We start from the raw sequence: 26,973 nt of genomic DNA on the forward strand, positions 1-26,973 counted from the left end.
TCAATGGGCGGCGCCCAGGCCCGGTTACATGGCCGGAACGCAGCCGCCATTGTCAATGGCCGTACACCGCCACGGCGATCAAATCTTGATATGAATCAAGGGCGCGATCCGCCGGCGCGGACCGGCTTGCGCTCCACCACGACCATCGCGCTCTCGGCCGCCCGGCTCATCAGCGAGGCATAATCCTGGCCGAACAGCAATTCGCAGAACCGGATCGCGGTCTGCGCCTGCATCTGCCGGAACGGCTTCACCCTGGCATCGGCGCCGCGCAGCGACTGCACTAGGGATTCGGTCGATTTCTCGACATATTGCTGCAGGTCCGAATAGGTCCGCAGCGTCACCTCGTTGATCGCCAATTCGCTGGCGTAATTGCGGCACACCGCGACGAAATCGATCAGCCCCACGGCCTCGTCGATTTCCAGCTGGTCGAGCCTGGCCCCGGTGGCGATGTCCTTGTCGGGACGCTGCCGCAGCAGCCGCCGGACCCGGCCGGGAACGCTCTCGATCTCCGATTTGAGCGAATTCGAGATGTCGACCCGGATCGACGACAATTGCTTGCCCCAGGGCGAGTCGTTGCGCAGGTCGAGTTCGGTGCGCAGCCCCCGCACCCCGTCATGGATGGTCTTGAGGTGCTCGGAGACATTGAGGAATTGGCCGCGCTTGATTTCGCTGCGCAACATGCCGGCGGCCTGGGCGAGGTCGCGGATTGCCATCGTCACGGCGACGCCATAGGGGGTGGCGGCCACTTTGATTTCGTCGTCGGAACCGGCGACCTTGAGCGCCAGCCGGATGATCTGCCAGGGCGAGCTCAAATTCTGCATGACCAGCGACAGCGCAAACGGCAGCAGCACCGGCGTCTGCAGCGCCGGGACGTTCAGCGCCGCGATCGTCGAATTGACCTGGGACTCGCCGAACACCCTCAGATTATTGTTGAGCTTGCCGTTGAAAGTGTCGAGCGCATCACGGTTCTTGAGCACCGCGCCAAGCGGCACCAGATCCTCGACCACGGCCGGCGAACCGACCCGCGACAGCGCGCGCTGGCGGTCCACGCCGGGTTCGGGATTGGCGATCTTGGTGATCGCATCGGCGGCCGCGGCCTGCAACTTACGCACCAGATTGTGGATTTCGGTTGAACGGCTGGCGCCGCGCAAGCCGGCCAGCCCGGCTTCGAATTCAGCCACCTGCTGCGGGATGCCGTCGCGCACCAGCCATTGCCAGATCGGCATCAGCGAGGCGCGCCGGATCTGGCCCGGCCGGGGCGTCTGATCTTGCTCGACCAGGAACGGTTCCAGCACGCGGAAGGCGAGCCGCGCCGGGTCGTCGGTGCGGGGTGGAACGTCGTCTTCGGAACCGCGGACGATCTTGCGCAGTTCCCCGAGCACAAAATTGGCGACCGCCAGATCCTCGCCGCGTTCGATCGCGCGCTCGAACTCCCGCATCAGCAGCGCCTTTGACTGAGGCGGAAGCTGCGCGAGGTACTCCCTCAGCCGCTCGATCGATGTCTGGCTCATACGCCCAAATCTGCACGCTTTGTCCGCGCGCCGGCCGCATCTTGTGCGATTGCCACGCCACGGCGTTAGCCCAATCGATAGCAGAGACGGTGTTAAGAAGGGGTTGAAGCCGGCGCTAAAATGATCGCGACCGAGATCCAAACAGCCTCAGCTTGTTCCCGCAAACGACTGGTTCCGCTTGGGTTTTCGGCCAACCTGGGAAGATCGCGGTTGCGCTAGCCGGCCGCCGTCCAGGGACCGTCGTCGCTGCGGCAGGCGGTGCCGCGGGCGATTTCGAGGCGGCCCTCGATGGTCACCGTATGGGAAAAGCCGCGGCAGGTCGCGCCCTGCTTGGCATAGGCCGGACCCGGAACGATGTTGCCGAACCGGCCCGAGGCCGGATTGCGCCACGGCACCGGAGCGCCGGACGCGCCGGTATCGAGCGCGGCGAGTTCGGCCTGAAGCGCCAGCCGGCGGTCCTCGTCATCCAGCAAGGCCCCGATCTTGGCGTCGATCAGCCCGCCCATCGCGGCATTATTGACCGCTGCGGCAGCGCCATCCCCGGCCCGGCCGAAGCCGGTCCCGAAACCGGATCCAAGATTGCTGGCGAAGGAATCGACGCCGGTCGCAAGGCCGGTGGTGCGATCGCAGCCGGCCAGCGCCAATGCGCCTAACATCAAAAGCAGTGCCGATGGCTTGATCATAGTGTCCCGTAGCTGTCCCAGCGCAGAGTGAAGATCACACATCATGCTTTAGGTTAACAGACCGAAAAAATCGGGCGGGAACAGGGCGGCGCCTATGGGGAGTTGAATTCGGCCTTGTCCGCAACGACGGGCGGCGGTGATGGCTCGGGAACCGGATTCCCGGGCGCTTCGCGCCGCAAGCTGCCAGGCCACGATGGCATCCCTCGACTCGGCGACCGCCTGTTCCTGAGTTTCGCCGAATGCCGAGCAGCCCGGCAGGTTCGGAGCAAGCGCGATGAAACCCTCGTCCTCGTCACGATAGAACACGTGAGCTGGATACCGTTCTGCGCCGTTCTCGAACCGGCCTCCCCGCTCTCGTCAGGCTTCCAATATTTGTCGATCATCCGCTGCAACTGCAGAACCTGATAGGGTTTTACGGCCTTAGGTAGCAAATGCACCAAGCTAATTGGTGGCTTTAAGCTACCTTCCGCATTGCACAATGGCGGCGCCCGCTTGTTGCGGGTGACAGGGCAACCGCCAGACCGCATATTCCGTCCAATTTTTGCGGTGGGGAAAATATGGCGGGACGCACGTTATACGAACGTATTTTGCGGATTGAGCCAGGGGTATCTCTCAGCAGTTGGACTTACGACCGCATCAGCAACAACTGGGAGCGAATTGCCGCCGCATTCGTCGCGGGTGGCGGCATGACCTATCTATCTCAGATTACAGATTGGGTGTCTGTATGGGGGCCAGCTGGCGTTGGGTTCGTCGGGTTAGTCTCTGCGCTTTCGGTGTGGGTAGCTTTGGCTCTGGCGTCATCGTTGCGAGCAAAGGCTAAATTGCGCATGGCTAACACCGAAGTGATTCAAAAATGGAAGGATCAAGTAACTTCAGCTAACCCACTCGCGCCGGAGTTTCATAGAGAGCGATTGAGAATCGACGATGTCGCCCACCCAATTAGCAAGAGTATAACAGGTAAAAGATTTATTGATTGCGAATTGATTGGTCCGGCAAACTTGTTCATGTCAAGAGTAAACTTGAGCCATGTAGGATTCATCGACTGCGACGTTGTAGTAGCAAGAGAGCGCTCAATAATTCGAAATGCAACATTAATAGATAACGTCCAGATGGTCGGCGGTCAGATATGGAATTGTACATTCATCATCCCGCCTAACCTTGTTGAGACGTTCGCTAGCATGGGCGGGAAATTCGTCACTCTGACGGGAGTGTCAAAGATCGACAACCAACCGCCTCTAGACACTGCAGAAGAAAAGCGGCCGTGAAGCCGCCGCGACTGATCTTGTTGGCAATGTTGCGCTCGGTCTCAGGTGTGCCCATCGCCGTCAGCTTTTCGGCAAGTTCCCGGTAGCCGACGTTCCGCCGCTTCAATTCAGCCTTTAGCACCCCCTTGGCCCGTTTGGCCCAATCTGTAGTGTCCGGCACGGAATACCTCGTATCTGATGATTTTATCATCATATAAGATGTATTTATCATTGAAAATGGGGTGGTACCACATCATCATATCCGCGTAGACACATCGGATATGGCGACAATGGCACGGCATTTCCTTCTCTCGGCAAAAGCCCGCACCCTCTCGCTCAAAGGCGATTTACGCCGCTGGCGAGAATGGGGCTTACGAGACGTTCTGCAAGCTGCGCTGGCCTGCCACGGATGGCGCTCCGGTTTGCCCGTTCTGCGGCGGCTTAGACGCCTGCAGCATCACCACGCGCCGCCGGTTCAAGTGCAAGCCTTGCCTGCGCCAGTTCTCGGTTACGAGCGGGACCATTCTCGCCTCGCGCAAAATGTCGTTTGTCGACTTGCTGGCCGCGATCTGCATCATTGTGAACGGCGCCAAGGGCATCAGCGCGTTGCAGCTCGCGCGCGATATCGACTGCCAGCCCAAGACGGCTTTCGTGCTCTCGCATAAGCTGCGCGAGGCCATGGCCTCAGAAACCAAGGACGCGATGCTGGACGGCGACGTTGAAATCGACGGCATGTATCACAGCGGTTCGATCCGCCCCGCCAATGAGGCTGCAAACCGCGTTGACCGCCGCTTGGCTCAGCACCAGACCGGAACGCGCCGCGTCGTCATCGCACTCCGCCAGCGCAAGGGTCGCACCATGACGTTCGTCCGCAAGACGGAAGGCGAAGGCGTCGAAATAGCCAAGCGGATCATGAAGCGGTCGGCCGTCATGCACGCCGACGAAGCCTCACATTGAGATGTGTTGCCGGCTGGCAGGTTCACCGGATCAACCATTCGCAGGCCTATTGCACTGGCGACGCCTACACCAACCAAGCCGAGTCGTTCTTCTCTCGGCTGCGACCGTCGCCTTGACAACGGCGCGCTGGCGCATCGCGTGGTCGGGCTGGCGATGGCGCACGGGGTGTCGCGGCAGTGGAAGGGGTATTGGCAGAGGGGTCTAAGCCGCTAAGCCGACGCCAGTCGCATATGCGATAATACGCGGGCGTGTATTGTCCGAAGAAAAAAGACCAGCAACGACCTTATGGAAAAGCCCATCAGTCACGTCAGCTTTCGCAACATAGTATCTCTTATCCACCATGTTGCCGATGTGCTTTGCGTTGGGAGTTTCAGCTTGTCGATAAACCACAGAGCTTTTGAGGGTGATAAACTCATGGACGCCCGGCTCCAGTACGCAAGCCGAGTCGTAAGGTTTGTTTTCCTTGATTGATGAGATCATTACGGACAAGCACATACCTTGCCTGCATGGATCGTTCAACAAGATGAAAAGATGCGGAGAACTGTGAAACGGAATCAATAATGAAGCCCGCCTATACGGTACGTAGGCCATGCATACTACCCTGCCAGCAGATCCAATCTAAGTTTTCTCTCTGCGGCTATTTCCTCTGCCATTTCTCCAGGGTCTGACTTTTTCAGCTTCCGAAAAATTGTAGAGAACTCAATTGGAATAGAGGACTCACCTGGATTTTGCCACTCCGGGCAAAATCTGTGGGTCCATTCCGCCAACTCATATTTATCGATATCCTTGAACTGCTCCCATGTATCTTCGAGAATTTTCAGGTCAGAACGGCTAAGCTCGTCCAAAGATCCCAGCGTTACCCCTTTAGCTAAAGGAAGATCGTAACCCGCCCGATTTGATATGAAGGATGACCACTCGTTCTGACGAATGGAGCCTTTTCCGTTCATGTAATCATAGGTATTCGTATTTACCGGCCCAAACGGCATTGAAACATAACTGTCGTTCGTGATCGCATGGTCACGCCGCTCGATACTCAGGCGGTCCGCCAGGTAAACAAGCTTAGTCGCCTTGAGTATGTTAATTTTTGTGCCGAGTTTCAGCGCAAAAAAAGCCACCGCTTGGGCAGCCTTTCGCGTGTCAAACCATTCCGGTGTTTTTGGTCGATACTTTGCCATCTCACTCACGTTGCCGTCGAACCGTGGCACAAACGCACGACCCACCAAAGGCAAAGTGACGAATCGAGAAAACAAAAAGGTACTTGCTAGTTTTACAATGAGCATTTTTGTTTTGTCAAGAGCGATAAGCACGAAAGGAGAACGTATTTAAAATTCTTGTCATCCCATTTGCGATTGGATGGCCAAGCTCTGGTGGTGATCGATAGTCGCCATAGCGCTGCGGACCGATTGCCGGACTTGGTTACAGTCCGGCAATTGCATGTTTCTGGCCGCAATCTTATAGGAGAGGTGGCAATGGCAACCACCGCGTCTATGGATAAGCTGTTCTTGCATATTGAATTGGCGATGCAACATGCGCGCGGGCTCCAGCACAAGCACCTGATCTATCTGCTTTCCATGGCTGTTGTTGAAGCCGCAGAGATATCTGCAGCGTGATCTTGGGCGATCTGACAGTTTCCCGAGAGTCAGGTGTTGGCGCTCGGGGCGAACGCCCATTTAGCGGAGGCGCGGTCACCAGCCTTGCAAACGGCTCCGCGCCTATTGAGCAGGTGGGTTAGGTTCGCCCGCGCGCACCGCGCTAAAGCCGGAAGGCAATCCCCGCCGCCCCCCTTCGCCTCGACAATGGCGCGGGCAATCTCTTGATTCGACATAGGCCGCCCCTCAGCCCGCCTCAGATCGTCCAGAATGAGCCGGTTCAACTCCCCGCCGCCGAACAGCTTGACGTTCCGCAGCCGCTTGGGAGGCACTGTATCGGCCCTGTAATCCGGGTCTAGAATCCATAGGGCCGCGTCTAGGTGGGATAGCTGCTTTTCCCGGTCAGGGATGCCTTGCTTGAATTTCTCGACCTCCCCGGCCAATGTGGCGCGGCGATCCTTTAAGGCGTGGATAGCGTAGCGGTTTCCGTTCTCTGTCATGCGGACAGAGTGGCAAAATCAGCGCAAATCGGCCAGAATCCCCTTGGTGCATTTGCTACCTAAGGCCGGGGTTTTATCAAACCGTCGCGGTTCTGGAAATTCAGCAACTCACGTTCGCCCGCTCGCGCAAATGCATTGTGGTCGCCTTTTTGGCCCTTGGCGGTGAAGCCAAGCCATTCAGCGACCTTGCATGCGTCAGCGTAGCGAGCGTTTTTCGAGTTCTGTAGAATTGATGCGATGAGTTTTTCGCGACTTGCCATCGATTGCAACGTCAACAACAACGCCCTCAAGGTTCAACCGCCGGAGAGAGCCGCCCAGACTCCGCTCATGGCATGAATCTAGTTCGATTTCGGTGCGGACGGAACCAGATCCTCACACCGCCGGCAGCACCAGCTCCGCCCGCAGCCCGCCGATCGGGGCGTCGGCCAGCGTCAGTTCACCGCCATAGAGTGCGGCGAGGTCGACGACGATCGACAGGCCGAGGCCGGAGCCCGGCTTGGTTTCGTCGAGCCGCTGGCCGCGTCGCGCCACCACGGCGCGCTCGGCGGCCGATAGGCCGCGGCCGTCATCGTCGACCTGGATCGTCAGCAGCGGCGCCGGATCAGCGGCAGGACCACGCTTGACCGCGACCGCGACGGCGACCCGGGAATCGGCCCATTTGCAGGCATTGTCGACCAGATTGCCGACCATCTCCTCGAGATCCTGGCGTTCGCCGCGAAACTTGACCCCGGCGGCGACCTGCATGTCGATGGCGATGCCGCGGGCGCGATGGATCTTCTCCATCGTGCGGCACAACGCGGCGACCACCGGCTCGACCTCGGTGACGGTGCCGATGATGCTGACCCGCGCGGCGATCCGCGCCCGCTCCAGATGATGCGCGACCTGGTCGCGCATCACCCCGGTCTGCTCCAGCACCTTGGCGGCGAACGGATCGCCGGGGCGCGCGGTGGCCTCGTTGACCAGCACCGACAGCGGCGTCTTGATGGCATGCGCCAGATTGCCGACATGGGTGCGGGCGCGCTCGACGATCTTGTGATTGGCGTCGATCAGCGCGTTGGTCTCGCGCGCCAGCGGCGCGATCTCCACCGGGAACTCGCCGACCAGCCGTTCGGCGCGGCCGGAGCGGATGTCGGCGATCGAGTCCGAAATCCGCTTCAGCGGCGCCAGGCCAAAGCGGACCTGGAAGATCGTGGTCAGCACCAGGCCGATCGACAGCGCGATGAAGGTGCCGGCGAGATAATAATCGAAGGTGCGGGTTTCCTCGAAAATCTCGGTGGCGTCGCCCGCCACGGTGATGCGGAACTTGCCGTCGGCGCCGAGATCGACCGGCCGCTCGACCATCCGCAGGGTCTGGCCTTCGGGGCCGTCGACATAGCCCTGCCGCACCCCGGCGGCGCTGAGTCCGACGCCCTGATCCGCGAGTTTCGGCAGCTTGCGGTCCCACAGCGACCGCGACGCGCGCGGATCGACCTTGTCGGTGTCGGTGCGGACGATCTGCCAGTACCAGCCCGACAGCGGCAGATCGAACAAGGGTTCGCCGAGCGACTGGAACTGGTCGGATGGAGCATCAGGGGTGGCGACGTCGGCCACGATGGTGCGCAGATAGAGATTGAGCCGGCGGTCGAAGGCGCGCTCGGAGGCCTGGCGATATACCGACGACAGCACGATCCCGGTAATCGCCAGGATGATCACCACCCAGGCGGTCGCCGACAGGAACAGCCGCGTCGCCAGCGAGCTGGCGCGGCGGTTGGCGGCGTCCTGGGCGGATGGCGCGTCCATCAGGCCGGCTTGTGAACCCAAGCCGCGGCGGGCCTATGGTTCATGGCCGCGGCCCTGTTGCGCATCGACCGGCGGGGTCAGCAGATAGCCGAGCCCGCGCACGGTCTGGATGATGTCGACGCCGAGCTTGCGGCGGATGCGGCCGACGAACACCTCGATGGTGTTGCTGTCGCGATCGAAGTCCTGGTCGTAGAGATGCTCGACCAGTTCGGTGCGCGACACCACCCGGCCGGCGTGATGCATCAGATAGGCCAGCAGCCGATATTCGTGCGAGGTCATCTTGATCGGGTTGCCCTCGACGCTGACCCGGCCGGTGCGGGTGTCGAGCACCACCGGACCGCAGGTCAGTTCGGATTGGGCATGACCGGCGGTGCGGCGCAGCAGCGCCCGGATCCGCGCCAGCACTTCCTCGAGATGGAATGGCTTGGCGACGTAATCGTCGGCGCCGGCGTCGAAGCCCTGCACCTTGTCGCTCCAGCGGTCGCGCGCGGTCAGGATCAACACCGGCATCGCGCGTTGATTGCGTCGCCACGCCTCCAGCACCGAAATCCCGTCCATCTTCGGCAGGCCGATATCGAGCACCACCGCGTCATAGGGTTCGGTGTCGCCGAGGAAGTGCCCCTCCTCGCCGTCGAAGGCGCGGTCGACCACATAGCCGGCGTCGGTCAGCGCGGTGGTCAGCTGGCGATTGAGATCGGGATCATCCTCGACGACAAGAAGGCGCAAGATCAACTCCGCAGGCTCGCGCATCGGCGCGGGTTCATCGCAAGCTGAGCCGCCGGGGCGTGAATGCCCGATGAACGACGCTGCCGCGATGGATTACTTTTTCTTCACGACCGCCTTCACCAGCTTCTCGATCACGCCGGGGCTGTCCTGACCGGTGGCGGCGCAGACCTTTTCGCGGGTGCGGCCGCTGATATAGACGCCTAGCACGCCGAATCGGAAGCCCCAATAGCTCACCAAGAGCGCGGTGGCGCCGACCAGCGCGTTGATGGTGGCGACGTCGCCGGTCCAGAATTCATGCACCATGACGCCCCACAGCGCCGCGCATTCCAGCGTCAACTCCCAGGCATAGGCCGGTCGCCACCAGCGCTGCACCGGATCGTTGCTTGCGATCTCGGCGCGGATCGTGGTCTGGGTCTCGCTGATCGCGGTGCGCTGGGTCTCGGCCTCGGTTCGGATCGCCTCGGCCCAGCGCGCTTCGGCTTCGGCCAATTTATCCGGCTCGGCGGCCGGCAGGCTGGCCTGCACCGCCGCCGGCGTCGGCGCCGCGGCGCCGACCACCTCGGACAGGATCTGTCCCGCGGCGCCGCCGAGCGGCCCGCCGAGCGCGGTGCCGAGCAGCGGCGCGCCGAGTTGAATCACTTGTTTGGCCAGATCGCCCCATTCCATGGTCAGCTCCTCTTGAAGGCCGCGACCAGCGCGGCGATGATTGTCTGCAGACGCGACGGTGGCGACGCCGATGCTCCCGGTGCCGGCGTCGGAAGCTCCGGCGCCAGCGGCGGCGACGTCACGTCCGGCACCTCGTCGAGCGCGGCCCGCCATTTCGCCAGCCAGACGCGGCGCTGCTTGAGCCCGATCGTGCCGCCATTCAGCCGGCGCGTGACGCCGACGATGTCGTCGGCCAGGGCGAAAGGCAGGCAGCCGCAATTGATGAAATCGGCGACGCCGCACAGCAGGAAGTGGCGCGGGTCGTTGACGAGGTCCGGATCGTCGACCAGGTCGAGCCCGGTGGCCTTGGCGAGGCGCTGATAGCCTTCGCGCCCGGTGGTCTGCACCGCGCCGCGACCGCGGAAATTCCAGCCGTCGTCGGAGCCGGCACGATTGCCCATCCGGCCGTTATAGACCTTGTTGGCCAGGGCCTTCGGATTATGCGCATAGGGCTGCGCGCTGGCCAGGGTCGGAAACCGCGACGGCCACACCTGCATCATCCGGGCCGCGGTGTAGTTGAGGTTCTCGACCACATCGCGCCCGGCCCCGCATTCGTGGGAAATCTGCGCCATCACATGGGCGGTCAGCAGAGGGGTGGTGATACCATGGTGCGCGAACACCTCCGGCGCCGCGGCGATGATTCCAGCGCGCAGTCCGGAAATCTTCTGGTTCCCATTGGGCCACAGGCGCGTCAAAGCACCATCGAAAGACGTCATGCCGGATTCTCCGATGTTGATGAGCTGAACTATTGCGGATGACGCTCGGAGCGGAACTACTTCAGCTGTCGGACTTCCTCGCCCGGGGACGGCACAGGCCTGAAACTGCGCCCAGCTCCAGCTTGACCATCCCTGCGGTCAGCCCTGAGGCAGACACGCACTGGAGGTGAGAGCTCACCCGCGCGCCCGCTAATTTTTCAAACTGTGGCGGAATTGCGCTTTACACGCGAGGATTGCCTACCTACGAATGGTAGAAATAGTGGAGCGACGCAGGAAACAATGAGCAATCACCACCCGAGAATTGCGGTGCTCGTGCCCTGCTTCAACGAAGCGGCCACCGTTGCGGATGTCGTCTCGGCATTCTCGAGAACACTCCCCACTGCAACCATCTATGTTTACGATAACAACTCGACAGATGAGACCGCGGCCGCTGCCAGAGCTGCCGGCGCGATCGTCCGATCCGAAACCAGGCAGGGAAAAGGTTTCGTTGTTTCCAGAATGTTTTCCGACATCGAAGCAGATATTTATGTGATGATCGATGGCGACAACACATACGATGCGAGCGCAGCGCCCAAGCTGGTCGACTATATGGTCGAACATCGGCTCGACTTCGTGAATGGTCTGCGCCAGTCCGAGGCGGAAGACGCCTATCGAAAAGGCCACCGCTTCGGCAATTGGGCCTTGAGCCGGTTGGTCCAGGCTTTTTTCGGCCGTCAATTCGACGATATGCTGTCGGGCTATAAAGTTCTGTCTCGCCGCTTCGTCAAAACTTTCCCGGCAATTTCGCGCGGCTTCGAGACAGAAACCGAATTGGCAATCCACTCGCTGCGACTGCGCATGCCATGCGCGGAGCTGCCGACGCAGTACCGAGAGCGTCCCGCAGGATCGGAAAGCAAACTAAACACCTACCGGGATGGATTTCGAATCCTCATGTTCATCGCCCAGTTGGTGAAGGACGAGCGCCCGCTGATGTTCTTCGGCATGACCGGGATCTTGCTCATGACCATCGGCTTCCTTTTGGGAATCCCGGTGGTGATCGATTATGCCGAGATCGGCCTTGTGCCCCGGCTCCCCACGGCGATTTTAAGCGTCGGCGTCGTGATTATCGGTGTGCTTAGCCTGTTCATGGGGCTGTTGCTCGACATGATGACCCGGTCACGCGTCGAAGCCAAACGGCTCGCCTATTTGGCAATCCCTGCCTTTGCGACTCCACCCAATTCCAAATCCGAACAGAAAGCCGCTTAGTGACGCGCGGGCACAGGACGCTGGGCCCATGACGCCAAATGATTGAACGCAATCATTGGTGGCACGTCGGACGCATCCGCCAACCCGGCGCGATATACGGAACATCTTCAACTGAGGAGCCCGGGCCAAAGAGCATAAAGCGATTAACCATCGCGGCTTTTCCAGGACTTCGACTTGGCCCGTCTCCATCGTCCCCGCTCTTCAGCTTCAGCCGAGATCATCCATGTCATTCCACGCATCTGTAGACTCATCTGCGAATCCAGAAACGGGCGGCGCGCAGGCATCACACCTTCGCACGTCAGCGTCTCGCCAGATCGCCATTGCGACCGGCCTGATCTGTGCGCTGATATTTTTAATACAATATGCCTTCAACGCGGCGACGCCCCATGCTGGCATTCCCGGCTGGACAGGGTGGGCCGATCAGGGGGCGTACCTCAAAAGCACCATCGATTTCGCCAAGCTCGGGTTCAATCCCGCGGAGCACCGATATCCGCCGCTTTATTCCCTGCTGGCGCTGCCGTTCCTCCGACTCTACCCCACCGATCCATTCCTGTTTGTGAACATCGCTTGCGTGGCTGCCTCAGCCTATCTGCTGGTCCGGATTTTTGCGAAAGTCGCACATCCGATCGCCGCGGCGGTTCTCGCCACACTCCTTCTGGTGGTCGAACCTCGGATCGCGTCGGCCTACGTCATACCGTGGACGTCCACCATCGTCAGCCCGTTGGCATTCGGCTGCATCTATATGCTGCAGCAATCCGAGCAACGACAGCCGAGCTACCGGCACTCGTTCTTCTTCGCCCTGCTGATCGGATTGGCATTCCTGGCCAGGCCGCTTGACGGCGTCATCCTTGGCGCCGCGCTGCTTCCGTTCTGGTGCTGGCCCTTCCGCCGATCCTGGCGGGAAGCGATACGTCACGCCAGCGTCCTGGCCGCAGGTGGCTTGATCGGTCCCTTCCTGCTGCTCCTGAATAATTTGATCATTTTCCGATCGCCGATCTCGCCCTACATGGTGGAATCCAACGACCGCCTCAGACTTATGGACATTCCGGAAAAGTTCGTTTCGCTCTTCCTGGATAGCGCACCGCTTTACTTCGACGGCGGCCAGACCGTCCTCAATGCGTTTCCATGGTTCGTGATTTCGATGGCGATCATCGCCAGCCTGCTTGTGTTCGGCAGCCGGTGGGTTCGGGCAACGGCAATTCTCGTCGTCCTGATGTCTGCGATCTACCTGTCCTATGACGACCTTTTTCCATCTGGACTGTTTCACTTCGGAAACTACCACTACTTGAAATGGCCGCTGGTGCTCGGCGGAATGCTGGTGCTTCCGTTCCTCGCCGCGATGCGCAGGGCCTCCGCCCTGCGGATAATCGCCACCCTGGCAATTTTCGCCGGGGTCGCAGTCACCGCCTGTCTCCACCTTGAAACGGCCAACACCCCGGTTGCATTCAATCGCAGCGGCGGCGACATCAGCGTCGACATATCGCAGATGGGGAATATCGACTATGTCGACATTTCCCACGTTCGAGGCGATTGGCTCCAGAATTACTTTTTCGGAGACCGCGCGGCGATCGACGGCAGAGCGCTGCTATATAGTCGCGAAATGAAGACAATGCCCGCGACCCCGTTCCTGCAGCCGCTCGACGGCGGGCCGCAATCGACAGCCCGCATTCTCTTCATCCGCCCCAAACACGGAAACCACCTGGTCCTGAACCTGGAGAGGCTGCAACTGACCGACAGCTCTCAAATAAGCGTTGGGCACTACAGCTTCGGCCTCGGTTTCCCGAGGTGGCTGCAGCGACCTGGGCCCCCTTGAGGCATAGCCCGGCACCGAACTACCGCGCATCACGGAATTTGGAACCGATCGTCCGAAGTACCAGCGCTACGCTATTTCTCCCCGCTCCTGACGTCTAGCTTTACTCCAATAGGTTGTGAAGCTAGAAATGCCCCCTGGCACCTAAAGTCCCAGGACAATTAGAAATGCCCACTGTGGATCGGCAATATTATCAAGTTGTTCGGCCAGGTGGGCTCATCGAAGCCACCCTTGTTGCAGCTCGCGACAAGATCTTCGCTGATTTCATGACCTTTATGAACCCCAGTGCCGACACCACACTCATCGATGTTGGCGTGTCGGACGTCGTCTCCGAGGCGGCAAACGTTCTCGAACGTAAATATCCATGGCAGAACATGATAACCGCCTGCGGACTGGGAGAAGGCGTCGATTTCAGCGAGGCGTTCCCGGCGGTGAGGTATAGGCAAATCGAGCCGAATATCCGCCTCCCCTTTGACGATCTATCTTTCGATATCGCCACGTCGAATGCCGTTCTCGAGCACGTCGGCAGCAGTGACAATCAGAAAAACTTTGTGAGAGAGCTTCGCCGCGTGGCAAGGCGCGTTTTCATTACTGTTCCAAACCGTTTTTTCCCCATCGAACACCACACCTCCATTCCGATTGTCCACTATACAAATTCGGGGTTCCGCCTGGCCTGTGCGGCATTGGGGAAAACTGCCTGGACCGATCCCGCCAACCTGATCCTCATGAGCAAGTCACGGCTTCAGGACATCTCCAAATCCGTCGATGGCAAAAAGTCGATCGGATACACCGGCTTGAGGATTGGCCCTCTGTCGTCGAATCTCTTTCTGGCGATCACCTGAGAGGCTGAAGCGCTCATCACCTCAAACAATGCCTGCGTGCTCATCCGCTCAAGATGAAGTTTCTCGCATAGCCGCGAACCATCAGAAAGCGGCGCAATCCCCCGCGGGATTGACAGGATCACTAACTCAACATTTTCTGAAATCCGCCTAGGGGCCGCACGCATGGTTTCAAGAACCGCCTACTCCATTGACCGGACTATTTCTCCGGAAATTAGTCCTCGCATTCTCTTCTGCGCAGGATTTTTGTCCACCATGCTGGTCTATTATTTCCGCAGTCGGCTGGGCGTTGACTATAATTGGGATCTGCAAAACTATCACCTGTCCTCGTGGACGCTTCTGTGGCGAGGGGGATATTTTGAAAATATATCCCCCGGCGGACTGCAATCTTTCCTGAGCCCTTTCGTCAATGGCTTCGCGGTGGCTCCCTATACCGCTTTTGGCTTAACGGCGGGCGGCTGGGTCATTGCTATGATCCACGCGGTCGGCTTCGCAATCTCCGTCAGCCTGCTAACTTTCTTGCCTATCAGGGGAACGCCGGTCGAGAGATTTCTGACGGTAGTCGTTGCCATTTACCTCACTGTCACGGCCGCAATGCCCGCCGGCATTCTGGGAACCAGCTTCGAGGACAATACGATCGCTGTCCTACTCGCCTTGGCGGCATGGATAGCGCTGCACGGAGGCTTCCGGCAGAATTTTCGGCGCGGAATTCTTGTCGCTTTCGTTCTGTCATTGGCGGTGTCCTTCAAGGCCACCGCCTGCTTCTTTGCGCTCGCCCACGGCCTGGCCTTCTACATGGTCCTGATCTCCACAACAGAAAATCGGGGCGGCGCTATCCGAGAATTCCTGCTGTTCGGACTCTGTTCCGTCTTTTTCACTTTGGCGTTGTCAGCACCTTGGATGATTGAGGTCTATTCCCAGACCGGCAATCCCCTGTTTCCGTTCGCAAACAATCTTTTCAGGTCGCCATTCTATTACTTCAGCTCCTTCATGGATACGCAGATGTTACCGAAGACATTTGCTGATTTCATCGCATATCCATGGACGATGGCTATTGGAACGGCGCACACATCCGAGGCGCCACAGACCGACTCGCGATACCTGATCGCCTGCATCATGCTCGTCGTCGCCGGCACGTGGTGCACTCGCAGTTGGATGAGAGGCAGTCTTGAAAAAATCGATCAGGCGACGCTGTTCCTGGCGATCTATTTCCTGATTGCCTTCCTGCTATGGCGCACGTTCTCATCGGTTCAGCGCTATTTTGTTTTTGGCGACCTCCTGCTAGCGGTCCTGATCGTCCGCGTTGCCGCGGAACTGCCTTGGCGGCTGATGACGCCTGCTTTGCTGCTGGTCGCGGGCGTCCATGCAATGACTGTTCACTTCCCGGAGTACGGTCGCCGCATCCCCCCTGGGGGCATAGATCAGGTCCTCGCCGAGCCGCCCATCGTCGACGACGCATTCGTCATCTTGTCGGAAAAGCCGATGGGCTACGCCGTCGGCCTGTTTGGTGCCTCCAGCCGCTTCACTGTCATTCAGCCCGGCGCACCTGGCGTAGATCTCGATCTTTCGGCGACGGGTCCGTTTTCCGGCCGCGTCAGCAAACTTATCCATGCCAAATTCAAGGATGGCGTCTGGATCGTGCTTCGTCGCGCCCCCACCGACTATGTCTTGGGGTATTTACGGAAATTCGACCTAAGTATTAGCTCTGATTGCCGCGACGTCGAGACATTTGCCGAAACACTAAAGTTGTGTCGCCTGGCAACGCGATCCGGCTAGAGTGGCTCTTAACTCTGGATGGCAAACGCTGCATCAGCGGCTAAAGAGGGAACTCAAATGAAACTCCATGAGATCAGCTAATAGGGAATTAAGATGTCCACTAAGCAGATTCAAATTGATGCAATCAACCTGAACCTAGAGGGAGTAACCGATAACGACCCTTATTTTTCTGAACTGGCTGACGACTTTGGCGGGGACTATTACCGCCTTTGCAGCAAAGTATTCAAAGATAATTTCATTTCCCTTGACATCGGTGCAAACATCGGAGTCACATCACTGATCGCAAGCCGCTTACAAACGAAGGGCATTGTGCACGCGTTTGAGCCGGCTCAGAGCGTCTATTCGGTCCTCAAGCGCAACATCGAACGCAACAAGGCGTCGAATGTTGTACCTCACAACATAGCCCTGTCCGATCGGGAGGGTAGCGCCAAGTTCATTGACGCATCAGCCTACGGGCACGTTTCAGAAACCGAAGGGCACGACGTTCAACTTACTACGGTAGATAATATTGTTTCTTCGCTCGACCTGCCGCACGTCGATTTCATCAAAGTCGACGTTGAGGGCCATGAGCCCTTGGTATTAAAAGGCGCAGCAAACACGATACTTCGCCATTCACCACTCATCTATATGGAATTCAATTCATGGTGCCTGACAGCTTATGGCAAGACAAACTCGCTGGAATTCGCTGAATCCATCTTGCGAGACTTTGCCTTTGTTGGCATCGCGACAAGTGGCGGCATCAGAAAACTGAACCAGAACGGCGCGTTCGACTTTGCCAAGGAGAACATGGTGCTTCACGGTTGCGTCGACGACCTCCTGATCACTAACGATCCCCAGAAGTTTGGGCTATAGTATTATTGCCAAAAATTAATTCGTAAGATTAGAATTGGAACTACTTCAAACCATTCGCTACTGAATCAGCGTTGCAGAAGCACTTCGCTACCTATCCTAAGGTAAGCAGCATTTAATTACCTGTCCTAAGGAATGACGAGCCTTTTAATTTCTTCTTTCTGATAGCGATTCCTCATTCGTGTGCCCCTAAGGACCGTCATCGCGATGAGCTTTTTAAAGTCCGCGACCTTTGATCAAGCCTCCGAACGGCGTGAGCCAATGGTGGCATAGCCTCCCAACGCCGGATGGCAGCCGTATCGAAGGGATGAACCAGGATAAAGAACTCCAGTCAAAATTATGGAATGCGCTCAAGATAGAGCGAGGTTCATTGGCTGGAAAGGCCGTTTTGGATATTGGCGCGAACGATGGATATTTCACAGTTGCGGCGTCGCTGAGTGGGGCAGCAAGCGTCACGGCGATTAATTCGGCGGATTGGCCGACCTTCCCTCAGAATATTGAATTTTCCTGTGACCTTTGGAATGTTGAGGCAGAAATCATCACTGCCGATTTTCGGAGTTACGAGTTTGGACAAAAGTTCGATGTGATATTATTTCTTGGAGTACTATATCACCTGGAGAACGTTTTTGATTGTATCAGAGATCTTCGTAAATTGCTTAATCCAGGTGGAAGTATCTACATCGAAACTCAGATGGCAAAATCGACCTCGGATCTTCCTATTTTTGAGTATGCGAGCGACATCTATCCTACCTCCGCAATTGCCGGAAAATCATCAACAGGGAAAGTAGGGATTTCGAATTACCTGTTTCCGAATGTTCCGGCGATTCTGAATCTTGCCAATTGCTATGACTTCAAATGCACCGATATTGGCGAAGGCAGCGTCTATGTAAAAGAAAATCCGTACCGAAGTGTATTTTTGTTTTCAATTTGACTTGTACTTTCCATCACGGTGCCAAACGGAGACGTGACGTTGTGTGCGAAGTGAACGTACTCCCGCCCGAGCCGGGCGTTTGCTGATCAATGATGCCACGCCCGCTCGCACTCTTGCCGACTGTCACATTTCTCCAATCGGCACAAATTCAGGCGCTCGGCGAATGGCTCGAGTTGTCGACAATCCGAACTGATTGCGAGTTTGAAAGTCCTGAGATAATTCAAGGAACGGACGTCAACTTGACCCCAGCCTAAGTGTAAAACGTCCCCGCAGCCAAAATCACATACCCGTTCCCTCCCAGAAATCCCCCGTCATACCGCTGCACCAAACCTCCGCCGGGATTGATCGCCACGCTCGCCCCGTGCCCCGTCACCGCGGCTTCGCGGCCGCAGCCGGTGTAGGAGCCGTTCGGGGTGGCGGGCAACGAGAAGGTGAGCGCGATGGCGGCGCTACCGACATTGGCGACGTTGATCGTGACGGTCCAATCGACCTTGTTGCCGGTGATGGTATAGTTGCCGGTCGCCGACGCCGCGCCGAGCGAGCCCGCCAATGCGCCGAGGGTCGGGGTCCAGCTGCCGTGAACCGGTCGCGGGCCGGCCGCGATCGCGAACCAGCGCTGCGCGGTGCCATCATAGCGCAGCACCGCGGCCTGCCTGGCGGGCAGCGCCAAATTGCCGCCGAGCGCGAAGCGGTTCGCCGCCAGCGACGCCGCGCTGTCGTCGCGCAGCGTCAGCGTTTGACCGCCGACATTGATCACGGTGATTATGCGCCCCTCGGCGCCGCCGGCCAGCCCGGTGATGTCGCGCGCCGCGGCGGACGAGATCTGTAGCAGCGACGCCGCGCCGAGCCCGGCCGGCGCGTAGTCGTTCTGGTCCGCGCTCAGCGGCGGCGGCGCGACCACGCCGGTCAGCGACAGGCCGCGCGGCAACGCGAGGTTGCCGCTGGCCTGATCGATCACCAGCGCCTCCGCCCAGCCCGCGCCGTCGGCCGAGACCTTGAGCTTGAACGCGTCGGAGCCGACCAGGCCGAATTCGGCGCGCCCCGAATAGGCGTCCGAGAACACCACCGACGCGGTGTTCGCCATGCTCTCCTTGGACAGCTGCACGCGAATGTCACCGCTGCCGTCAGCGCCGGCCCCGATCGCGGCGAACAGCGCGGCGTTGGATTTGACGCTCAGCAGATTGGCGGCGTCGGCGGTGGTGTTGACGCCGAGAAACGGCGCGTTGGCGAGCGATACCCGCAGGTCGCGCAGATCGCGCCAGCTCGCCCCGTCGAACACCAGCAATACGTCGTCGGCCACCGACCAGATGCACCAGCCGGCGCGCGGGGCCAGAAACGACCAGGCGCCGTCCTGCCAGGTCGCGATCGCCTGCGCCTGCCCGGCCCAGGCCCCGGTCGCGGCGCTGGCCACGACATGGCGGTCGCCTTGCGCAGGGGCCGGGGGCGGCGCGGTGCGATCGCGGTCGGCGACAGCGATCTGGATCGCGGCGTCGAGAATCCGCAGCGCCTCGTTATGGGTGACGTGCTTCTGCGCCTGGCTGGCTTCGATCAAAGGCAGGCCGAGATTGGCTGTGTCGGTCATGGCGTCTCACAGGGTGACAGTGATGTCGGCGGGGAATCCGGCGCCGACCGTGGCGGAGATTTGCGAAACCCGCAGGCGCAGGCTGGGCTGCGGCGCGCCGAAATCGGCGATCTCGTCGGCGGCCGCATAGAGCGCCTGCGGCGCCGCGCAGGCGATGGCGCGCGACACGCCGCCGCCGCCGGACAGGATCTCGAGCCGATAGGCTTCGATTTCCTCGCCGAGCGGCACCTCGACGCCCCAGCCGTCGCCGTCGATCCGAGAGCGGCGGATCCATGAAATATGAACGCCGTCGGCTTTGCGGATCGCCGCCAGATGCACCGGCGCCAGCGGCATCAGCGCGGTCGCCCCCGGCGTCACCGTGATGGCGACCGCCGAGGCATCGTCATGGCTGCGGTTCGAGGCTGCGATCCGCAGCTGCATGGTCCGGCCCAGCGCATCCAGCCCCTGCGCCAGCGTCACCAGATTGCGGTCGAGCAGCACGAACGTCGCTCCGGCCGGCAACGGATCGCCGATCGCCGCCTCGCTGCCGGCCTGGCCGCGCAGCAGCCGCGACAGCCGATAGGTGTGACCATCGACCAGTTCGGCATGAGCGAATTGCACGATCTCCCACGCACCTTCGGCATTGCGCAGCGCCGCCGCGTTGCCGCCGGCCAGCACGTTGGCATCCGGCAGCGACGCCAGCGCTCCGCCGAACAGCCGCACCCGAAATGCGTTGCCGCGATCCCACAGCGCGGTCGGCCCACGCGGCAAGGCATCGAGGGTCTCACCGATAGTGGCGCGCGCCGCCGCAATCGCCACCGGCTGATAGCTCGCGCCATCAGCGGAATTCCACACCGTCACCGAACCCGGCCACGGATTGGCGAAGATCGCCAGCCGGGTCAGCACCGACGGCGCCGCCGCATCGATCACCGGCAGATCGAGCCATAGCGCCTGCACCGGGCCAAGCGCCGGCGGAATCCGCGCCACCGCCCGCTGTGGCGCGCGCTGCGGCGTCGCGAACACGTCCAGATCGATGCTGCGCGCGGTGACCTGGCGCGCCGTGGTGTCGACCAGGCCCTCGATCTCGAACAGCCGCCGCCGCTGATTGAGCGTGAGCGCCACGACATCGCCGGGCGCCAGCGCCAGCCGGTCGAGCCCGAGCGCGAAGCTGGCGCGCTCGCGGCCGGCCCACAGATCCTGCAACAGAATGTCAGCGCGCCGCGCCGCCGCGCCGTCATGGGTCACCACCGTGAGGTCGGAACGCAAGGTGCGATTGGCGCCGCCGACCAGCCGGCGCGAGGTCGCAGCCGAGCGGCGGTAGTCCATCAGCGCATCGGTGAAGCCGAAGGCGATCTCGTGCGGCAATTCGGTTTCCTGGGCGCGCGTCAGCCGCGACGGGGCACCCTCGTCGGGCGCCACCAGCTCCTCCTCGGCGATCTCCATCACCAACGTGCCGCCGCGCTGGATGAAGCGCAGCGTGCCATCCGCCGCCGTGGCGTTGAAGGCATAGGCCAGCGCCAGCGGCTCGATCATCGCCCGCGGCGACATCGCGCGGTCGACCACATAGCCGTCGCAGCCGTCGCGCAATGCGCTGGTGTCGACGCCGCCGACGCCGGCATCTTGCAGCAGCCTTCCAACCAAGGCGTCGAGCGGCGCGCCGCCGAGCCGGCCGGTGAGCCAATGGCCGGTCTGCCAATTCGGCGCGTCGCTCCAGACCTCATCGGCGGCGGGAAACACCGGATAGGGCCGCGCGTCCCAGGTCCATAGATGGATCGCCGAGACCTCGATCATCCGCCCGCCATAGACCGGCGATACCGGATTGCGCGCCTCGGCGGCGCCGAACGCCGGATCGAACGCCGCGATCAGGGCTTCGAGATAGCGCCGCTGCATCAGATCATCGCGCTCGCCGCTGGAAAAATACGGCGCGAAATTCTCGCTGGATTTCGGATCGGGAAACACGCTGGGCTGGTTGGCGCCCTTGTCGACCGCCGGACACCCCACTTCTGTCAGCCAGATCGGCTTGCTCATCGGGCTCCAGGCGGTCGGCGGCAATTCGGCGCCGCCGACGCGCTCGTGATGCGGCTGCGACCACCAATTCCAGATGTCCTTGACCCGCCAGACCCACGGCTTGCCGAGCCCGTCGGTGATGGCGGAGCGATGTTGCGCGGCGCGCGCCGAATCATCGGCGTAGTACCAATCATAGCCCTCGCCGGCGGCGACATTGCCGGCCAGATAAGCGCGGTCATAGGTCGAAGCCGCCAAGGCCTGGTCGAGATGGCCGGCATCGTCGCGCCAATCCGCCAAAGGCGCGTAGTAATCGATCCCGACCGCGCCGATCGCGCTCGAGGCCCATAAGGGATCGAGCGGAAACCGCAGCTCGGAGCCGTCGGGCGTCACCGCGTCGGCGCCATATTCGGTCCAGTCCGCGCCGTAAGTGACCAGCGTGCCGCCGACGATGGCTTTCACCTCGGCGGCAAGCGCCACCAGCGCGTCAACCGCCGGATAGGTGCCGGGCCCGGAGCGCACCCGCGTCAGCGCCTTCAATTCCGAGCCGATCAAAAACGCATCGACGCCGCCGGCGGAGGCGCATAGCCGGGCATAATGCAGGATCATGCGGCGATAATTCCACGCCCCGCCGTTGAAGAAATTGGCCACCTGCGCGGCCGCCGTCGCGGTGCCCTGCGGCGAGCCGCCCTGCCCCGGCGCCGGATCGCAGGTGATGCGGCCGCGCCATGGGTAAGGTGGCTGCGAAGGCGCGCCGGTCCAGGGATTGGGCAGCGCATTGCCGGCGGGCACGTCCATCATCACGAAGGGATAGAACGTCACCTTGAGGCCGCGCGCCTTCAATTCGCCGATCAGATGCACGACGCTGTCGTCCGACGGGGTGCCGCCAAAGGCCGGCCGACCGCCGACCTGCGACACCAGCCAGGCGTCGGCGCGGCTGGTGCCATCGACCGCCCAGACCGTGCGGCTCACCAGCTTGTCGCGGTTCTCGACGCCGGGCCGCACCGTGCAATGTTGCGCCCGCAGATCGGAGCCGAACCACGCCACCACGACGGCGACGCGCTGCAGCCCCGGGCAGATGCCCTGCAGATCGTCGAGCGATTCGATGAGATCCGAGGCCGCATTGGCGACGTGGCGGTTCTCCGGCGCCGAATGTCCCGGATCGAGCCATCGCACCCGTGTCGCCGGCTCATAGCCGAATTCGGTGGTGCCGGGGATCAGCGTCACCGCCCGCACCATCTGTTCGAGCTGCCCGACCGGCCGGATGATCTCGAACGACAATTGCGGAATCCGGTTGCCGTAATCGGCCAGCGGCAGCCGCTCGAACACCACATAGGCCGTGCCGCGATAGGCCGGCGCGTTGGCGGCGCCTTCCTTGGCGACGATCAGCTCATCGGCGCCCTGATCCTCTGTGCCGCGATGGACCCGATGATTGACGCCGGACAGATCCAGCGGCTTGCCGTCGGCCCAGATCCGCGCCACCCGCCCGATCGCCCCCTCGCACAGCGCCACGGCGAAATTGGCGAAGTAGCTGTAGGTCGTGGTGGTGGTGGTCGGGCCGCTGCCGCCGCCCTTGCCGCCCGACGACGTGGTCTCGGTCGAGATCACTTCCTCGAGCTCGGTCGCCCAGATCACCTGGCCGCTCAACCGCGCCCGGCCATAGACCCGCGGGATCGGCGCGCCCTCGGTCGAGGCCATCACGTCGAGATCGGCCAGCCGCGGCCCCTCGACGCTGCGATTGCCCGAGCCGCCGAATAATTGCTGATCCAGCGCATTGCCGATCAGCGCGCCGGCGAGCCGGCCGGCCAGCGCGCCGACCGGGCCGAACAGCGCGCCGACCGCGCCGCCGGCGACGGACAAGACCAGGGCTGCCATCAGCTCACTCCGGGAAACGAAAACGCATAGGCCAGCCGCCGCCGCCACCACGGCGCCAATTCAACCTCGCAGACCGCGGCGCCGTCATGCGCGTGGATCATGCTGGCGGCGCCACTGGCGATCGCCACATGCTTGGCGACGCAGCCGTCGCGCCAGCGAAACAGCAGCACGTCGCCGGCGCCGAACGCGTCGGGTCGGATCGGCACCAGATGCCGCATCGCCGCCTGCGCCAGCGTCTCCTGCCCGCGCGCCTCGGCCCAGTCCGGCGCATAGGCCGGCGGCCTCTCCGGCTCGTCGCCGATGCAATTGCGCCAGACCCCGCGCACCAGCCCGAGACAATCGCAGCCGACGCCTTTGAGCGAGGCCTGATGCCGATAGCGCGTGCCGATCCAGCTCCGCGCCTCGGCGACGAGCACGGCACGGGTGAGCGGTGTGGTCATGGGATTCTCCTTCACCCTCCCCTGGAGGGGGAGGGTCGGCGAGCAACGCGCGAAGCGCGATGCGAGACGGGGTGGGGTGAGCCGCGAGCACAGCGGAAAACTCTTCTCCACCCCACCCCGCTCGCTGCGCGAGCGACCCTCCCCCTCCAGGGGAGGGTGAAAAAGCCGTCGACTGAGAGACTGTCGCAGCGTGATTGAACGACATCGACGCTCATTCATCCCACAGCGCGAGCGGGTTGCCGTCATGGCCGGGCGTGCCGGCGACCGGATAGCTGATGACGAAATCATTGCCGGGGATCTGCGGAAAGCCACGGAAATTCGCGCCATTGCCGAAGCGGTCGCGGCAGGTGGCAAAGCGCTTGTCGCAGCCGGCCGTCACCACGAACTGATCGCCGGCGGCGATCGGCTCGGCCATCGCCTGCCACAGCGACAGCCGCACCTCGCCGCCGACGATGGCGTGCTGCTTGATCTCGATGGCGCTGCCGGCATTGGGGCCACCCGTCCAGCTCAGCCGGCCGCCGCTGAACAAATCCGCCGCAAAGCCGCCGAGACCGGACACCGCGACGCGCGAGGCGCCGAGCGCCGTAGTGACGACGCCGCTGCCGCGCCACGCCGGATTAGCGAGATTGACCCGGCAACTGCCGTCGCCGAGATCGGCGCCGCAGCTCGCCGTGTAGTACCGGCCGCTTTCCTGCGACAGCAGATCGGCCAGCCCGCGCAGCTCCGCGGTGAAGGCCTGGCCCTCGCGCCTGACCTCGCCGAGCGTGCCGCGCGCGGTCAGCACCTGCAGCGCCGGTTCGCTCCAATCCACCAGCCAGGTCTCGACCATGGCGGCGTCATAGCGTCCGGCGGCGAGGTCGACCTCGTTGAGGGCGGCGTCGCTCAAGGCGCCGGAGATCTCGCTGCCGTCGACCGACAGGTCGAAGCGCTGTGCGCCCTCCGACGCCGTCAGCCCGGTGCCGGCGCGGCACGGCACGCCGCCGATCGCCAGATCGCGATCATGATCGGTGAAGCCCAGCACCGCGCCGTCGCGCCGCCGCAGCACCCAGCATTGCGCCAGCGTGGTCACACCGGAATCGAGTTTGGCCTGCAGCGCAGCGGGAATCGAGCGCATGACATTTCCTTTCTGACCCTCCCCTGGAGGGTGAAGATCACAGCCTGATCTCCACCAGCGGAATCTTCGGGATCGCGCCGGCCGCAAACGCCGACAGGTCGACTTCGAGGTAATCGGTGTCGAACCGCACCGGCACGTCGAACCAGAACCCCGCGGTGACCGCGGCGCCCGGCGGCGGGATATGGCCGGCGGCGAAACTGACCACGCCGGTCGCCGGATCGCAGCCGAAGCTGCCCGCCGCCTCGACGCCGCCGACCGCGACCCGCACCGTGCCGCCGACCGGCTTGACGATCGGCCGCGCATAGGGCGCCAGACCCGCGCCATAAGTCTTCTGCAATTGAAACGTCGCAGTGACGCCGTCGCCGATGCCGATGCCCTGATCGAGCGGCGACACGCTCTGCCCCGGTGGATGCGAGGCATGATCGAGCCGGTCGCGCCAGCGAAAGCCATAAAGCCTTCCGCGCCGCTCCTCGAAAAACGCCACCACCGCCTGCAGCGCCTCCAGCGTCTTGACGCCATAGCCGGCGTCAAAGCGCCGCCGCGACTGCGCCCAGCGCGCATTGCGCTGCTCGCGGCCGGAGCCGAACGAAACGATGTCAGTGCGCCGCTCCGGCCCGCCGGCGCTACGCAGCGCGATGTCGAGCGGAAACAGGATCTCGTGAAATGCGGTCATTGATGGGGGTCCCATAGCTCGTCCCGCCAGCCTGCGCATCGGCGTTTCGTCATTGCGAGCCGAGGCGGCGCGCAGCGCCGTCCGAAGGCGAAGCAATCCAGGAGCGCCAAGCAAGGACTGGATTGCTTCGTCGCAACAGCTCCTCGCAATGACGGCTCAAACGCGGGCGCGCCGGCCGCTCACCCTCACAGCCCGCGCTGGCCGCGCGACACCGCGCGCGCGATCTGGCCGGTGATGTAGCTTTCGGAGCGGCGGAAACTGTCGGGATCGGGCGTCGCGATCTGGATGTTGATAGTGGCGCCGCCGCCTGCGCCTGCGACGCCGAGCCTTCCGTCGGCGCCGCGCTGAAGCGGCATGATCGCCTCGGGCCCGGCCTCGCCGGCGAGCCCGACGCCGCCCTCCAGCATCGGGAAGTAAGTCGGCGTGCCGATCACGCCGCCGGAGGCGAACGGCTTGATCATGCCGAGCGCGCCGGCCTGCACGCCGCCGCTGCCGCCGAGCAATCCCGACAACAGGCTGCTGATGCCGCCGGACAGGCTTTGCTCCAGCGGCTTGAAGGCCAGCCGCACCGCCAGATCCGAGATCCGCAACGCCAGCGATTTCAGCACGTCGTCGAATTGCTTGCCGCCGCTGATCGAGGACGAGAACGCGCTGGTCATCGCCCGGGCGAAGCCATTGGCGGAGCTCGCCAGATCGCGGGTCTTCAGATTGAGGCTGTCGAGCGTGGTCGCGCTGTCGAGCAGGCTACTGTCGTCAGTCATGGGGGGGCGCCTTCCGGTCGGGGAATTGTTGCATCAGTTGGTCGAGCGCATTGCGTTCGAGCGGCGCCGCCTGCCCGCCACGCCGGGCCATGATCGCCGCCGCCAATTCGCGCGGCGTCATCCGCCAGAACGCATCGGACGACAGCTGCAACACGCCGAAACCGAACTGCATCGCCTCGGCGAAGGGAAACGGTTTGGCGAGCGGTTTGGCGGCTAACGGACTCATTCGGCGCGCTCCTCGAAACTGGCGGCGATCAGTTCGGCGGCGATCCGCACATAGCCGGCCGCGCCGCCGTCGACCGTCATCGCCGCGACCTCGTCATCGCCGACCGCCTCGCCGGCGCCGCGCAGGCCGGCGCCGATGATCCGGATCAGATCGCGCGCACTCAGCCGCCCGCTGCCAAAGCGCTCCGCCAGCGCCACCAGATCGGTGGCCTGCAGCGCGGATTCCAATTCGGCCAGCGCCCCCAGCGTCAGCACCAGCACACGGCGCCGCCCGCCGATCTCCGCCTCGATCTCGCCGCGATATTTGTTGGGCATGACTGCTCCTCTTTCTTCTCCCTCCCCCTTGTGGGGAGGGTGGCCCGGCGAAGCACCCGGATCGTCGCTCCGCGACGTCCGAGCACAGGCTCCGCGAAGCCGGGTCGGGTGGGGGTCGCGACAAGCGCCGTGCTCGCCGCCCCCC

The 26,973-nt window shown here is 62.2% G+C and carries 27 protein-coding genes and 1 pseudogene; 9 read left to right on the forward strand and 19 right to left on the reverse strand.

Annotation, left to right across the window (positions count from 1 at the left end; translation table 11 throughout):
* Nucleotides 1–95: 95 nt before the first annotated feature.
* From RBJ75_RS10665 to RBJ75_RS10675, 3 genes are all read right to left on the reverse strand, one after another.
* Complete coding sequence (locus RBJ75_RS10665) at nucleotides 96–1,511, reverse strand: hypothetical protein (protein ID WP_044410681.1); 1,416 nt, start codon at nucleotides 1,509–1,511, stop codon at nucleotides 96–98.
* A gap of 215 nt (nucleotides 1,512–1,726) precedes the next feature.
* Entirely contained in the window at nucleotides 1,727–2,167 is a 441-nt protein-coding gene (locus RBJ75_RS10670) for an RT0821/Lpp0805 family surface protein (RefSeq protein ID WP_234707400.1), read from the reverse strand.
* A 75-nt stretch (nucleotides 2,168–2,242) separates the two neighbouring features.
* Entirely contained in the window at nucleotides 2,243–2,500 is a 258-nt protein-coding gene (locus tag RBJ75_RS10675; RefSeq protein ID WP_044410688.1) for a type II toxin-antitoxin system HicB family antitoxin, read from the reverse strand.
* Nucleotides 2,501–2,751: 251 nt separating this feature from the next.
* Here RBJ75_RS10675 and RBJ75_RS10680 point away from each other — a divergent pair, with 251 nt between their 5' ends.
* A complete protein-coding gene (locus RBJ75_RS10680; RefSeq protein ID WP_276156936.1) occupies nucleotides 2,752–3,459 on the forward strand; it encodes a hypothetical protein in 708 nt (235 codons plus the stop codon).
* Here RBJ75_RS10680 and RBJ75_RS10685 read toward each other — a convergent pair.
* Nucleotides 3,389–3,670, reverse strand: coding sequence for a DUF6471 domain-containing protein (locus tag RBJ75_RS10685; protein ID WP_317528958.1), 282 nt, complete (start codon nucleotides 3,668–3,670; stop codon nucleotides 3,389–3,391). The genes RBJ75_RS10680 and RBJ75_RS10685 overlap by 71 nt on opposite strands.
* 58 nt (nucleotides 3,671–3,728) lie before the next feature.
* Between RBJ75_RS10685 and RBJ75_RS10690 the strand changes: the two are divergent.
* Nucleotides 3,729–4,608 (forward strand): annotated as a pseudogene (locus RBJ75_RS10690) (IS1595 family transposase).
* On the opposite strand, the gene RBJ75_RS10695 reads toward RBJ75_RS10690, so the two are convergent.
* Nucleotides 4,597–4,986 carry a hypothetical protein gene (locus RBJ75_RS10695; RefSeq protein ID WP_152647621.1) on the reverse strand — a complete coding sequence of 130 codons (390 nt, stop codon included), beginning with the start codon at nucleotides 4,984–4,986 and terminating at the stop codon, nucleotides 4,597–4,599. The pseudogene RBJ75_RS10690 and the gene RBJ75_RS10695 sit on opposite strands and share 12 nt — an antisense overlap.
* Before the next feature lie 5 nt (nucleotides 4,987–4,991).
* Nucleotides 4,992–5,675: a Panacea domain-containing protein gene (locus RBJ75_RS10700; protein ID WP_152647622.1), complete on the reverse strand. Its 684-nt coding sequence runs from the start codon at nucleotides 5,673–5,675 to the stop codon at nucleotides 4,992–4,994.
* A gap of 189 nt (nucleotides 5,676–5,864) precedes the next feature.
* Between RBJ75_RS10700 and RBJ75_RS10705 the strand changes: the two genes are divergently transcribed.
* A complete protein-coding gene (locus RBJ75_RS10705; RefSeq protein ID WP_160297917.1) occupies nucleotides 5,865–6,005 on the forward strand; it encodes a hypothetical protein in 141 nt (46 codons plus the stop codon).
* A 538-nt stretch (nucleotides 6,006–6,543) separates the two neighbouring features.
* On the opposite strand, the gene RBJ75_RS10710 is transcribed toward RBJ75_RS10705, so the two are convergent.
* The 5 genes from RBJ75_RS10710 to RBJ75_RS10730 all read right to left on the reverse strand — a co-directional run bounded on the left by RBJ75_RS10710 (nucleotide 6,544) and on the right by RBJ75_RS10730 (nucleotide 10,410).
* Nucleotides 6,544–6,759 carry a hypothetical protein gene (locus RBJ75_RS10710; RefSeq protein ID WP_201776299.1) on the reverse strand — a complete coding sequence of 72 codons (216 nt, stop codon included), beginning with the start codon at nucleotides 6,757–6,759 and terminating at the stop codon, nucleotides 6,544–6,546.
* Nucleotides 6,760–6,856: 97 nt separating this feature from the next.
* Nucleotides 6,857–8,263: a sensor histidine kinase gene (locus RBJ75_RS10715; protein WP_044406952.1), complete on the reverse strand. Its 1,407-nt coding sequence runs from the start codon at nucleotides 8,261–8,263 to the stop codon at nucleotides 6,857–6,859.
* Nucleotides 8,264–8,296: 33 nt separating this feature from the next.
* Nucleotides 8,297–8,989 carry a response regulator transcription factor gene (locus RBJ75_RS10720; RefSeq protein ID WP_044406978.1) on the reverse strand — a complete coding sequence of 231 codons (693 nt, stop codon included), beginning with the start codon at nucleotides 8,987–8,989 and terminating at the stop codon, nucleotides 8,297–8,299.
* 93 nt (nucleotides 8,990–9,082) lie between these two features.
* Entirely contained in the window at nucleotides 9,083–9,655 is a 573-nt protein-coding gene (locus RBJ75_RS10725) for a 3TM-type holin (protein ID WP_044406954.1), read from the reverse strand.
* 2 nt (nucleotides 9,656–9,657) lie between these two features.
* Nucleotides 9,658–10,410, reverse strand: coding sequence for a glycoside hydrolase family 19 protein (locus RBJ75_RS10730; RefSeq protein WP_044406957.1), 753 nt, complete (start codon nucleotides 10,408–10,410; stop codon nucleotides 9,658–9,660).
* Nucleotides 10,411–10,689: 279 nt separating this feature from the next.
* On the opposite strand from RBJ75_RS10730, the gene RBJ75_RS10735 reads away from it, so the two are divergent.
* The 6 genes from RBJ75_RS10735 to RBJ75_RS10760 all read left to right on the forward strand — a co-directional run bounded on the left by RBJ75_RS10735 (nucleotide 10,690) and on the right by RBJ75_RS10760 (nucleotide 17,860).
* The gene (locus RBJ75_RS10735) at nucleotides 10,690–11,655 is read left to right on the forward strand and encodes a glycosyltransferase family 2 protein (protein WP_044406960.1); all 966 of its coding nucleotides are present in this window, start codon (nucleotides 10,690–10,692) and stop codon (nucleotides 11,653–11,655) included.
* A 223-nt stretch (nucleotides 11,656–11,878) separates the two neighbouring features.
* Complete coding sequence (locus RBJ75_RS10740) at nucleotides 11,879–13,468, forward strand: hypothetical protein (protein WP_044406962.1); 1,590 nt, start codon at nucleotides 11,879–11,881, stop codon at nucleotides 13,466–13,468.
* A 164-nt stretch (nucleotides 13,469–13,632) separates the two neighbouring features.
* Nucleotides 13,633–14,307, forward strand: coding sequence for a class I SAM-dependent methyltransferase (locus RBJ75_RS10745; protein ID WP_044406965.1), 675 nt, complete (start codon nucleotides 13,633–13,635; stop codon nucleotides 14,305–14,307).
* Between the two features lie 252 nt (nucleotides 14,308–14,559).
* Nucleotides 14,560–16,080 carry a hypothetical protein gene (locus RBJ75_RS10750; protein ID WP_044406967.1) on the forward strand — a complete coding sequence of 507 codons (1,521 nt, stop codon included), beginning with the start codon at nucleotides 14,560–14,562 and terminating at the stop codon, nucleotides 16,078–16,080.
* A gap of 93 nt (nucleotides 16,081–16,173) precedes the next feature.
* Entirely contained in the window at nucleotides 16,174–16,932 is a 759-nt protein-coding gene (locus tag RBJ75_RS10755; protein WP_044406968.1) for an FkbM family methyltransferase, read from the forward strand.
* A gap of 229 nt (nucleotides 16,933–17,161) precedes the next feature.
* Nucleotides 17,162–17,860 (forward strand): class I SAM-dependent methyltransferase, encoded by a 699-nt coding sequence (locus RBJ75_RS10760; RefSeq protein ID WP_152647623.1) that lies wholly within the window; start codon nucleotides 17,162–17,164, stop codon nucleotides 17,858–17,860.
* A gap of 250 nt (nucleotides 17,861–18,110) precedes the next feature.
* On the opposite strand, the gene RBJ75_RS10765 is transcribed toward RBJ75_RS10760, so the two are convergent.
* The 8 genes from RBJ75_RS10765 to RBJ75_RS10800 form a co-directional block, all read right to left on the reverse strand.
* Nucleotides 18,111–19,442, reverse strand: coding sequence for a DUF2793 domain-containing protein (locus tag RBJ75_RS10765; protein WP_080900903.1), 1,332 nt, complete (start codon nucleotides 19,440–19,442; stop codon nucleotides 18,111–18,113).
* 6 nt (nucleotides 19,443–19,448) lie between these two features.
* Nucleotides 19,449–23,300 carry a glycoside hydrolase/phage tail family protein gene (locus RBJ75_RS10770; RefSeq protein ID WP_044406970.1) on the reverse strand — a complete coding sequence of 1,284 codons (3,852 nt, stop codon included), beginning with the start codon at nucleotides 23,298–23,300 and terminating at the stop codon, nucleotides 19,449–19,451.
* Complete coding sequence (locus RBJ75_RS10775; protein WP_044406972.1) at nucleotides 23,300–23,740, reverse strand: NlpC/P60 family protein; 441 nt, start codon at nucleotides 23,738–23,740, stop codon at nucleotides 23,300–23,302. Before RBJ75_RS10775 ends, RBJ75_RS10770 begins: the two co-directional genes overlap by 1 nt.
* Before the next feature lie 211 nt (nucleotides 23,741–23,951).
* The gene (locus RBJ75_RS10780) at nucleotides 23,952–24,854 is read right to left on the reverse strand and encodes a DUF2163 domain-containing protein (RefSeq protein WP_044417686.1); all 903 of its coding nucleotides are present in this window, start codon (nucleotides 24,852–24,854) and stop codon (nucleotides 23,952–23,954) included.
* A gap of 37 nt (nucleotides 24,855–24,891) precedes the next feature.
* On the reverse strand, nucleotides 24,892–25,527 hold the full coding sequence (locus tag RBJ75_RS10785) for a DUF2460 domain-containing protein (protein WP_276156215.1): 636 nt from the start codon (nucleotides 25,525–25,527) through the stop codon (nucleotides 24,892–24,894).
* Between the two features lie 185 nt (nucleotides 25,528–25,712).
* Nucleotides 25,713–26,288, reverse strand: a complete 576-nt coding sequence (locus tag RBJ75_RS10790) for a phage tail tape measure protein (RefSeq protein WP_044416993.1) — start codon at nucleotides 26,286–26,288, stop codon at nucleotides 25,713–25,715.
* A complete protein-coding gene (locus RBJ75_RS10795) occupies nucleotides 26,281–26,514 on the reverse strand; it encodes a rcc01693 family protein (protein WP_044416992.1) in 234 nt (77 codons plus the stop codon). The genes RBJ75_RS10790 and RBJ75_RS10795 overlap by 8 nt, the downstream gene beginning before the upstream one ends.
* Nucleotides 26,511–26,828, reverse strand: a complete 318-nt coding sequence (locus RBJ75_RS10800; RefSeq protein ID WP_044416991.1) for a gene transfer agent family protein — start codon at nucleotides 26,826–26,828, stop codon at nucleotides 26,511–26,513. Before RBJ75_RS10800 ends, RBJ75_RS10795 begins: the two co-directional genes overlap by 4 nt.
* Nucleotides 26,829–26,973 lie beyond the last annotated feature (145 nt).

Source organism: Rhodopseudomonas sp. BAL398, from assembly GCF_033001325.1.
Classification (GTDB): Bacteria; Pseudomonadota; Alphaproteobacteria; order Rhizobiales; family Xanthobacteraceae; genus JARJEH01.

Bases quoted from the DNA above. Each gene is read 5' to 3' on its own strand.
- RBJ75_RS10665 (WP_044410681.1), bottom strand. From the start codon at position 1,511: ATGAGCCAGACATCGATCGAGCGGCTGAGGGAGTACCTCGCGCAGCTT.
- RBJ75_RS10670 (WP_234707400.1), bottom strand. From the start codon at position 2,167: ATGTTAGGCGCATTGGCGCTGGCCGGCTGCGATCGCACCACCGGCCTT.
- RBJ75_RS10680 (WP_276156936.1), top strand. From the start codon at position 2,752: ATGGCGGGACGCACGTTATACGAACGTATTTTGCGGATTGAGCCAGGG.
- RBJ75_RS10685 (WP_317528958.1), bottom strand. From the start codon at position 3,670: ATGATAAATACATCTTATATGATGATAAAATCATCAGATACGAGGTAT.
- RBJ75_RS10695 (WP_152647621.1), bottom strand. From the start codon at position 4,986: ATGGCCTACGTACCGTATAGGCGGGCTTCATTATTGATTCCGTTTCAC.
- RBJ75_RS10700 (WP_152647622.1), bottom strand. From the start codon at position 5,675: ATGCTCATTGTAAAACTAGCAAGTACCTTTTTGTTTTCTCGATTCGTC.
- RBJ75_RS10705 (WP_160297917.1), top strand. From the start codon at position 5,865: ATGGCAACCACCGCGTCTATGGATAAGCTGTTCTTGCATATTGAATTG.
- RBJ75_RS10715 (WP_044406952.1), bottom strand. From the start codon at position 8,263: ATGGACGCGCCATCCGCCCAGGACGCCGCCAACCGCCGCGCCAGCTCG.
- RBJ75_RS10725 (WP_044406954.1), bottom strand. From the start codon at position 9,655: ATGGAATGGGGCGATCTGGCCAAACAAGTGATTCAACTCGGCGCGCCG.
- RBJ75_RS10730 (WP_044406957.1), bottom strand. From the start codon at position 10,410: ATGACGTCTTTCGATGGTGCTTTGACGCGCCTGTGGCCCAATGGGAAC.
- RBJ75_RS10735 (WP_044406960.1), top strand. From the start codon at position 10,690: ATGAGCAATCACCACCCGAGAATTGCGGTGCTCGTGCCCTGCTTCAAC.
- RBJ75_RS10740 (WP_044406962.1), top strand. From the start codon at position 11,879: ATGTCATTCCACGCATCTGTAGACTCATCTGCGAATCCAGAAACGGGC.
- RBJ75_RS10745 (WP_044406965.1), top strand. From the start codon at position 13,633: ATGCCCACTGTGGATCGGCAATATTATCAAGTTGTTCGGCCAGGTGGG.
- RBJ75_RS10750 (WP_044406967.1), top strand. From the start codon at position 14,560: ATGCTGGTCTATTATTTCCGCAGTCGGCTGGGCGTTGACTATAATTGG.
- RBJ75_RS10755 (WP_044406968.1), top strand. From the start codon at position 16,174: ATGTCCACTAAGCAGATTCAAATTGATGCAATCAACCTGAACCTAGAG.
- RBJ75_RS10765 (WP_080900903.1), bottom strand. From the start codon at position 19,442: ATGACCGACACAGCCAATCTCGGCCTGCCTTTGATCGAAGCCAGCCAG.
- RBJ75_RS10770 (WP_044406970.1), bottom strand. From the start codon at position 23,300: ATGGCAGCCCTGGTCTTGTCCGTCGCCGGCGGCGCGGTCGGCGCGCTG.
- RBJ75_RS10775 (WP_044406972.1), bottom strand. From the start codon at position 23,740: ATGACCACACCGCTCACCCGTGCCGTGCTCGTCGCCGAGGCGCGGAGC.
- RBJ75_RS10780 (WP_044417686.1), bottom strand. From the start codon at position 24,854: ATGCGCTCGATTCCCGCTGCGCTGCAGGCCAAACTCGATTCCGGTGTG.
- RBJ75_RS10785 (WP_276156215.1), bottom strand. From the start codon at position 25,527: ATGACCGCATTTCACGAGATCCTGTTTCCGCTCGACATCGCGCTGCGT.
- RBJ75_RS10790 (WP_044416993.1), bottom strand. From the start codon at position 26,288: ATGACTGACGACAGTAGCCTGCTCGACAGCGCGACCACGCTCGACAGC.
- RBJ75_RS10795 (WP_044416992.1), bottom strand. From the start codon at position 26,514: ATGAGTCCGTTAGCCGCCAAACCGCTCGCCAAACCGTTTCCCTTCGCC.
- RBJ75_RS10800 (WP_044416991.1), bottom strand. From the start codon at position 26,828: ATGCCCAACAAATATCGCGGCGAGATCGAGGCGGAGATCGGCGGGCGG.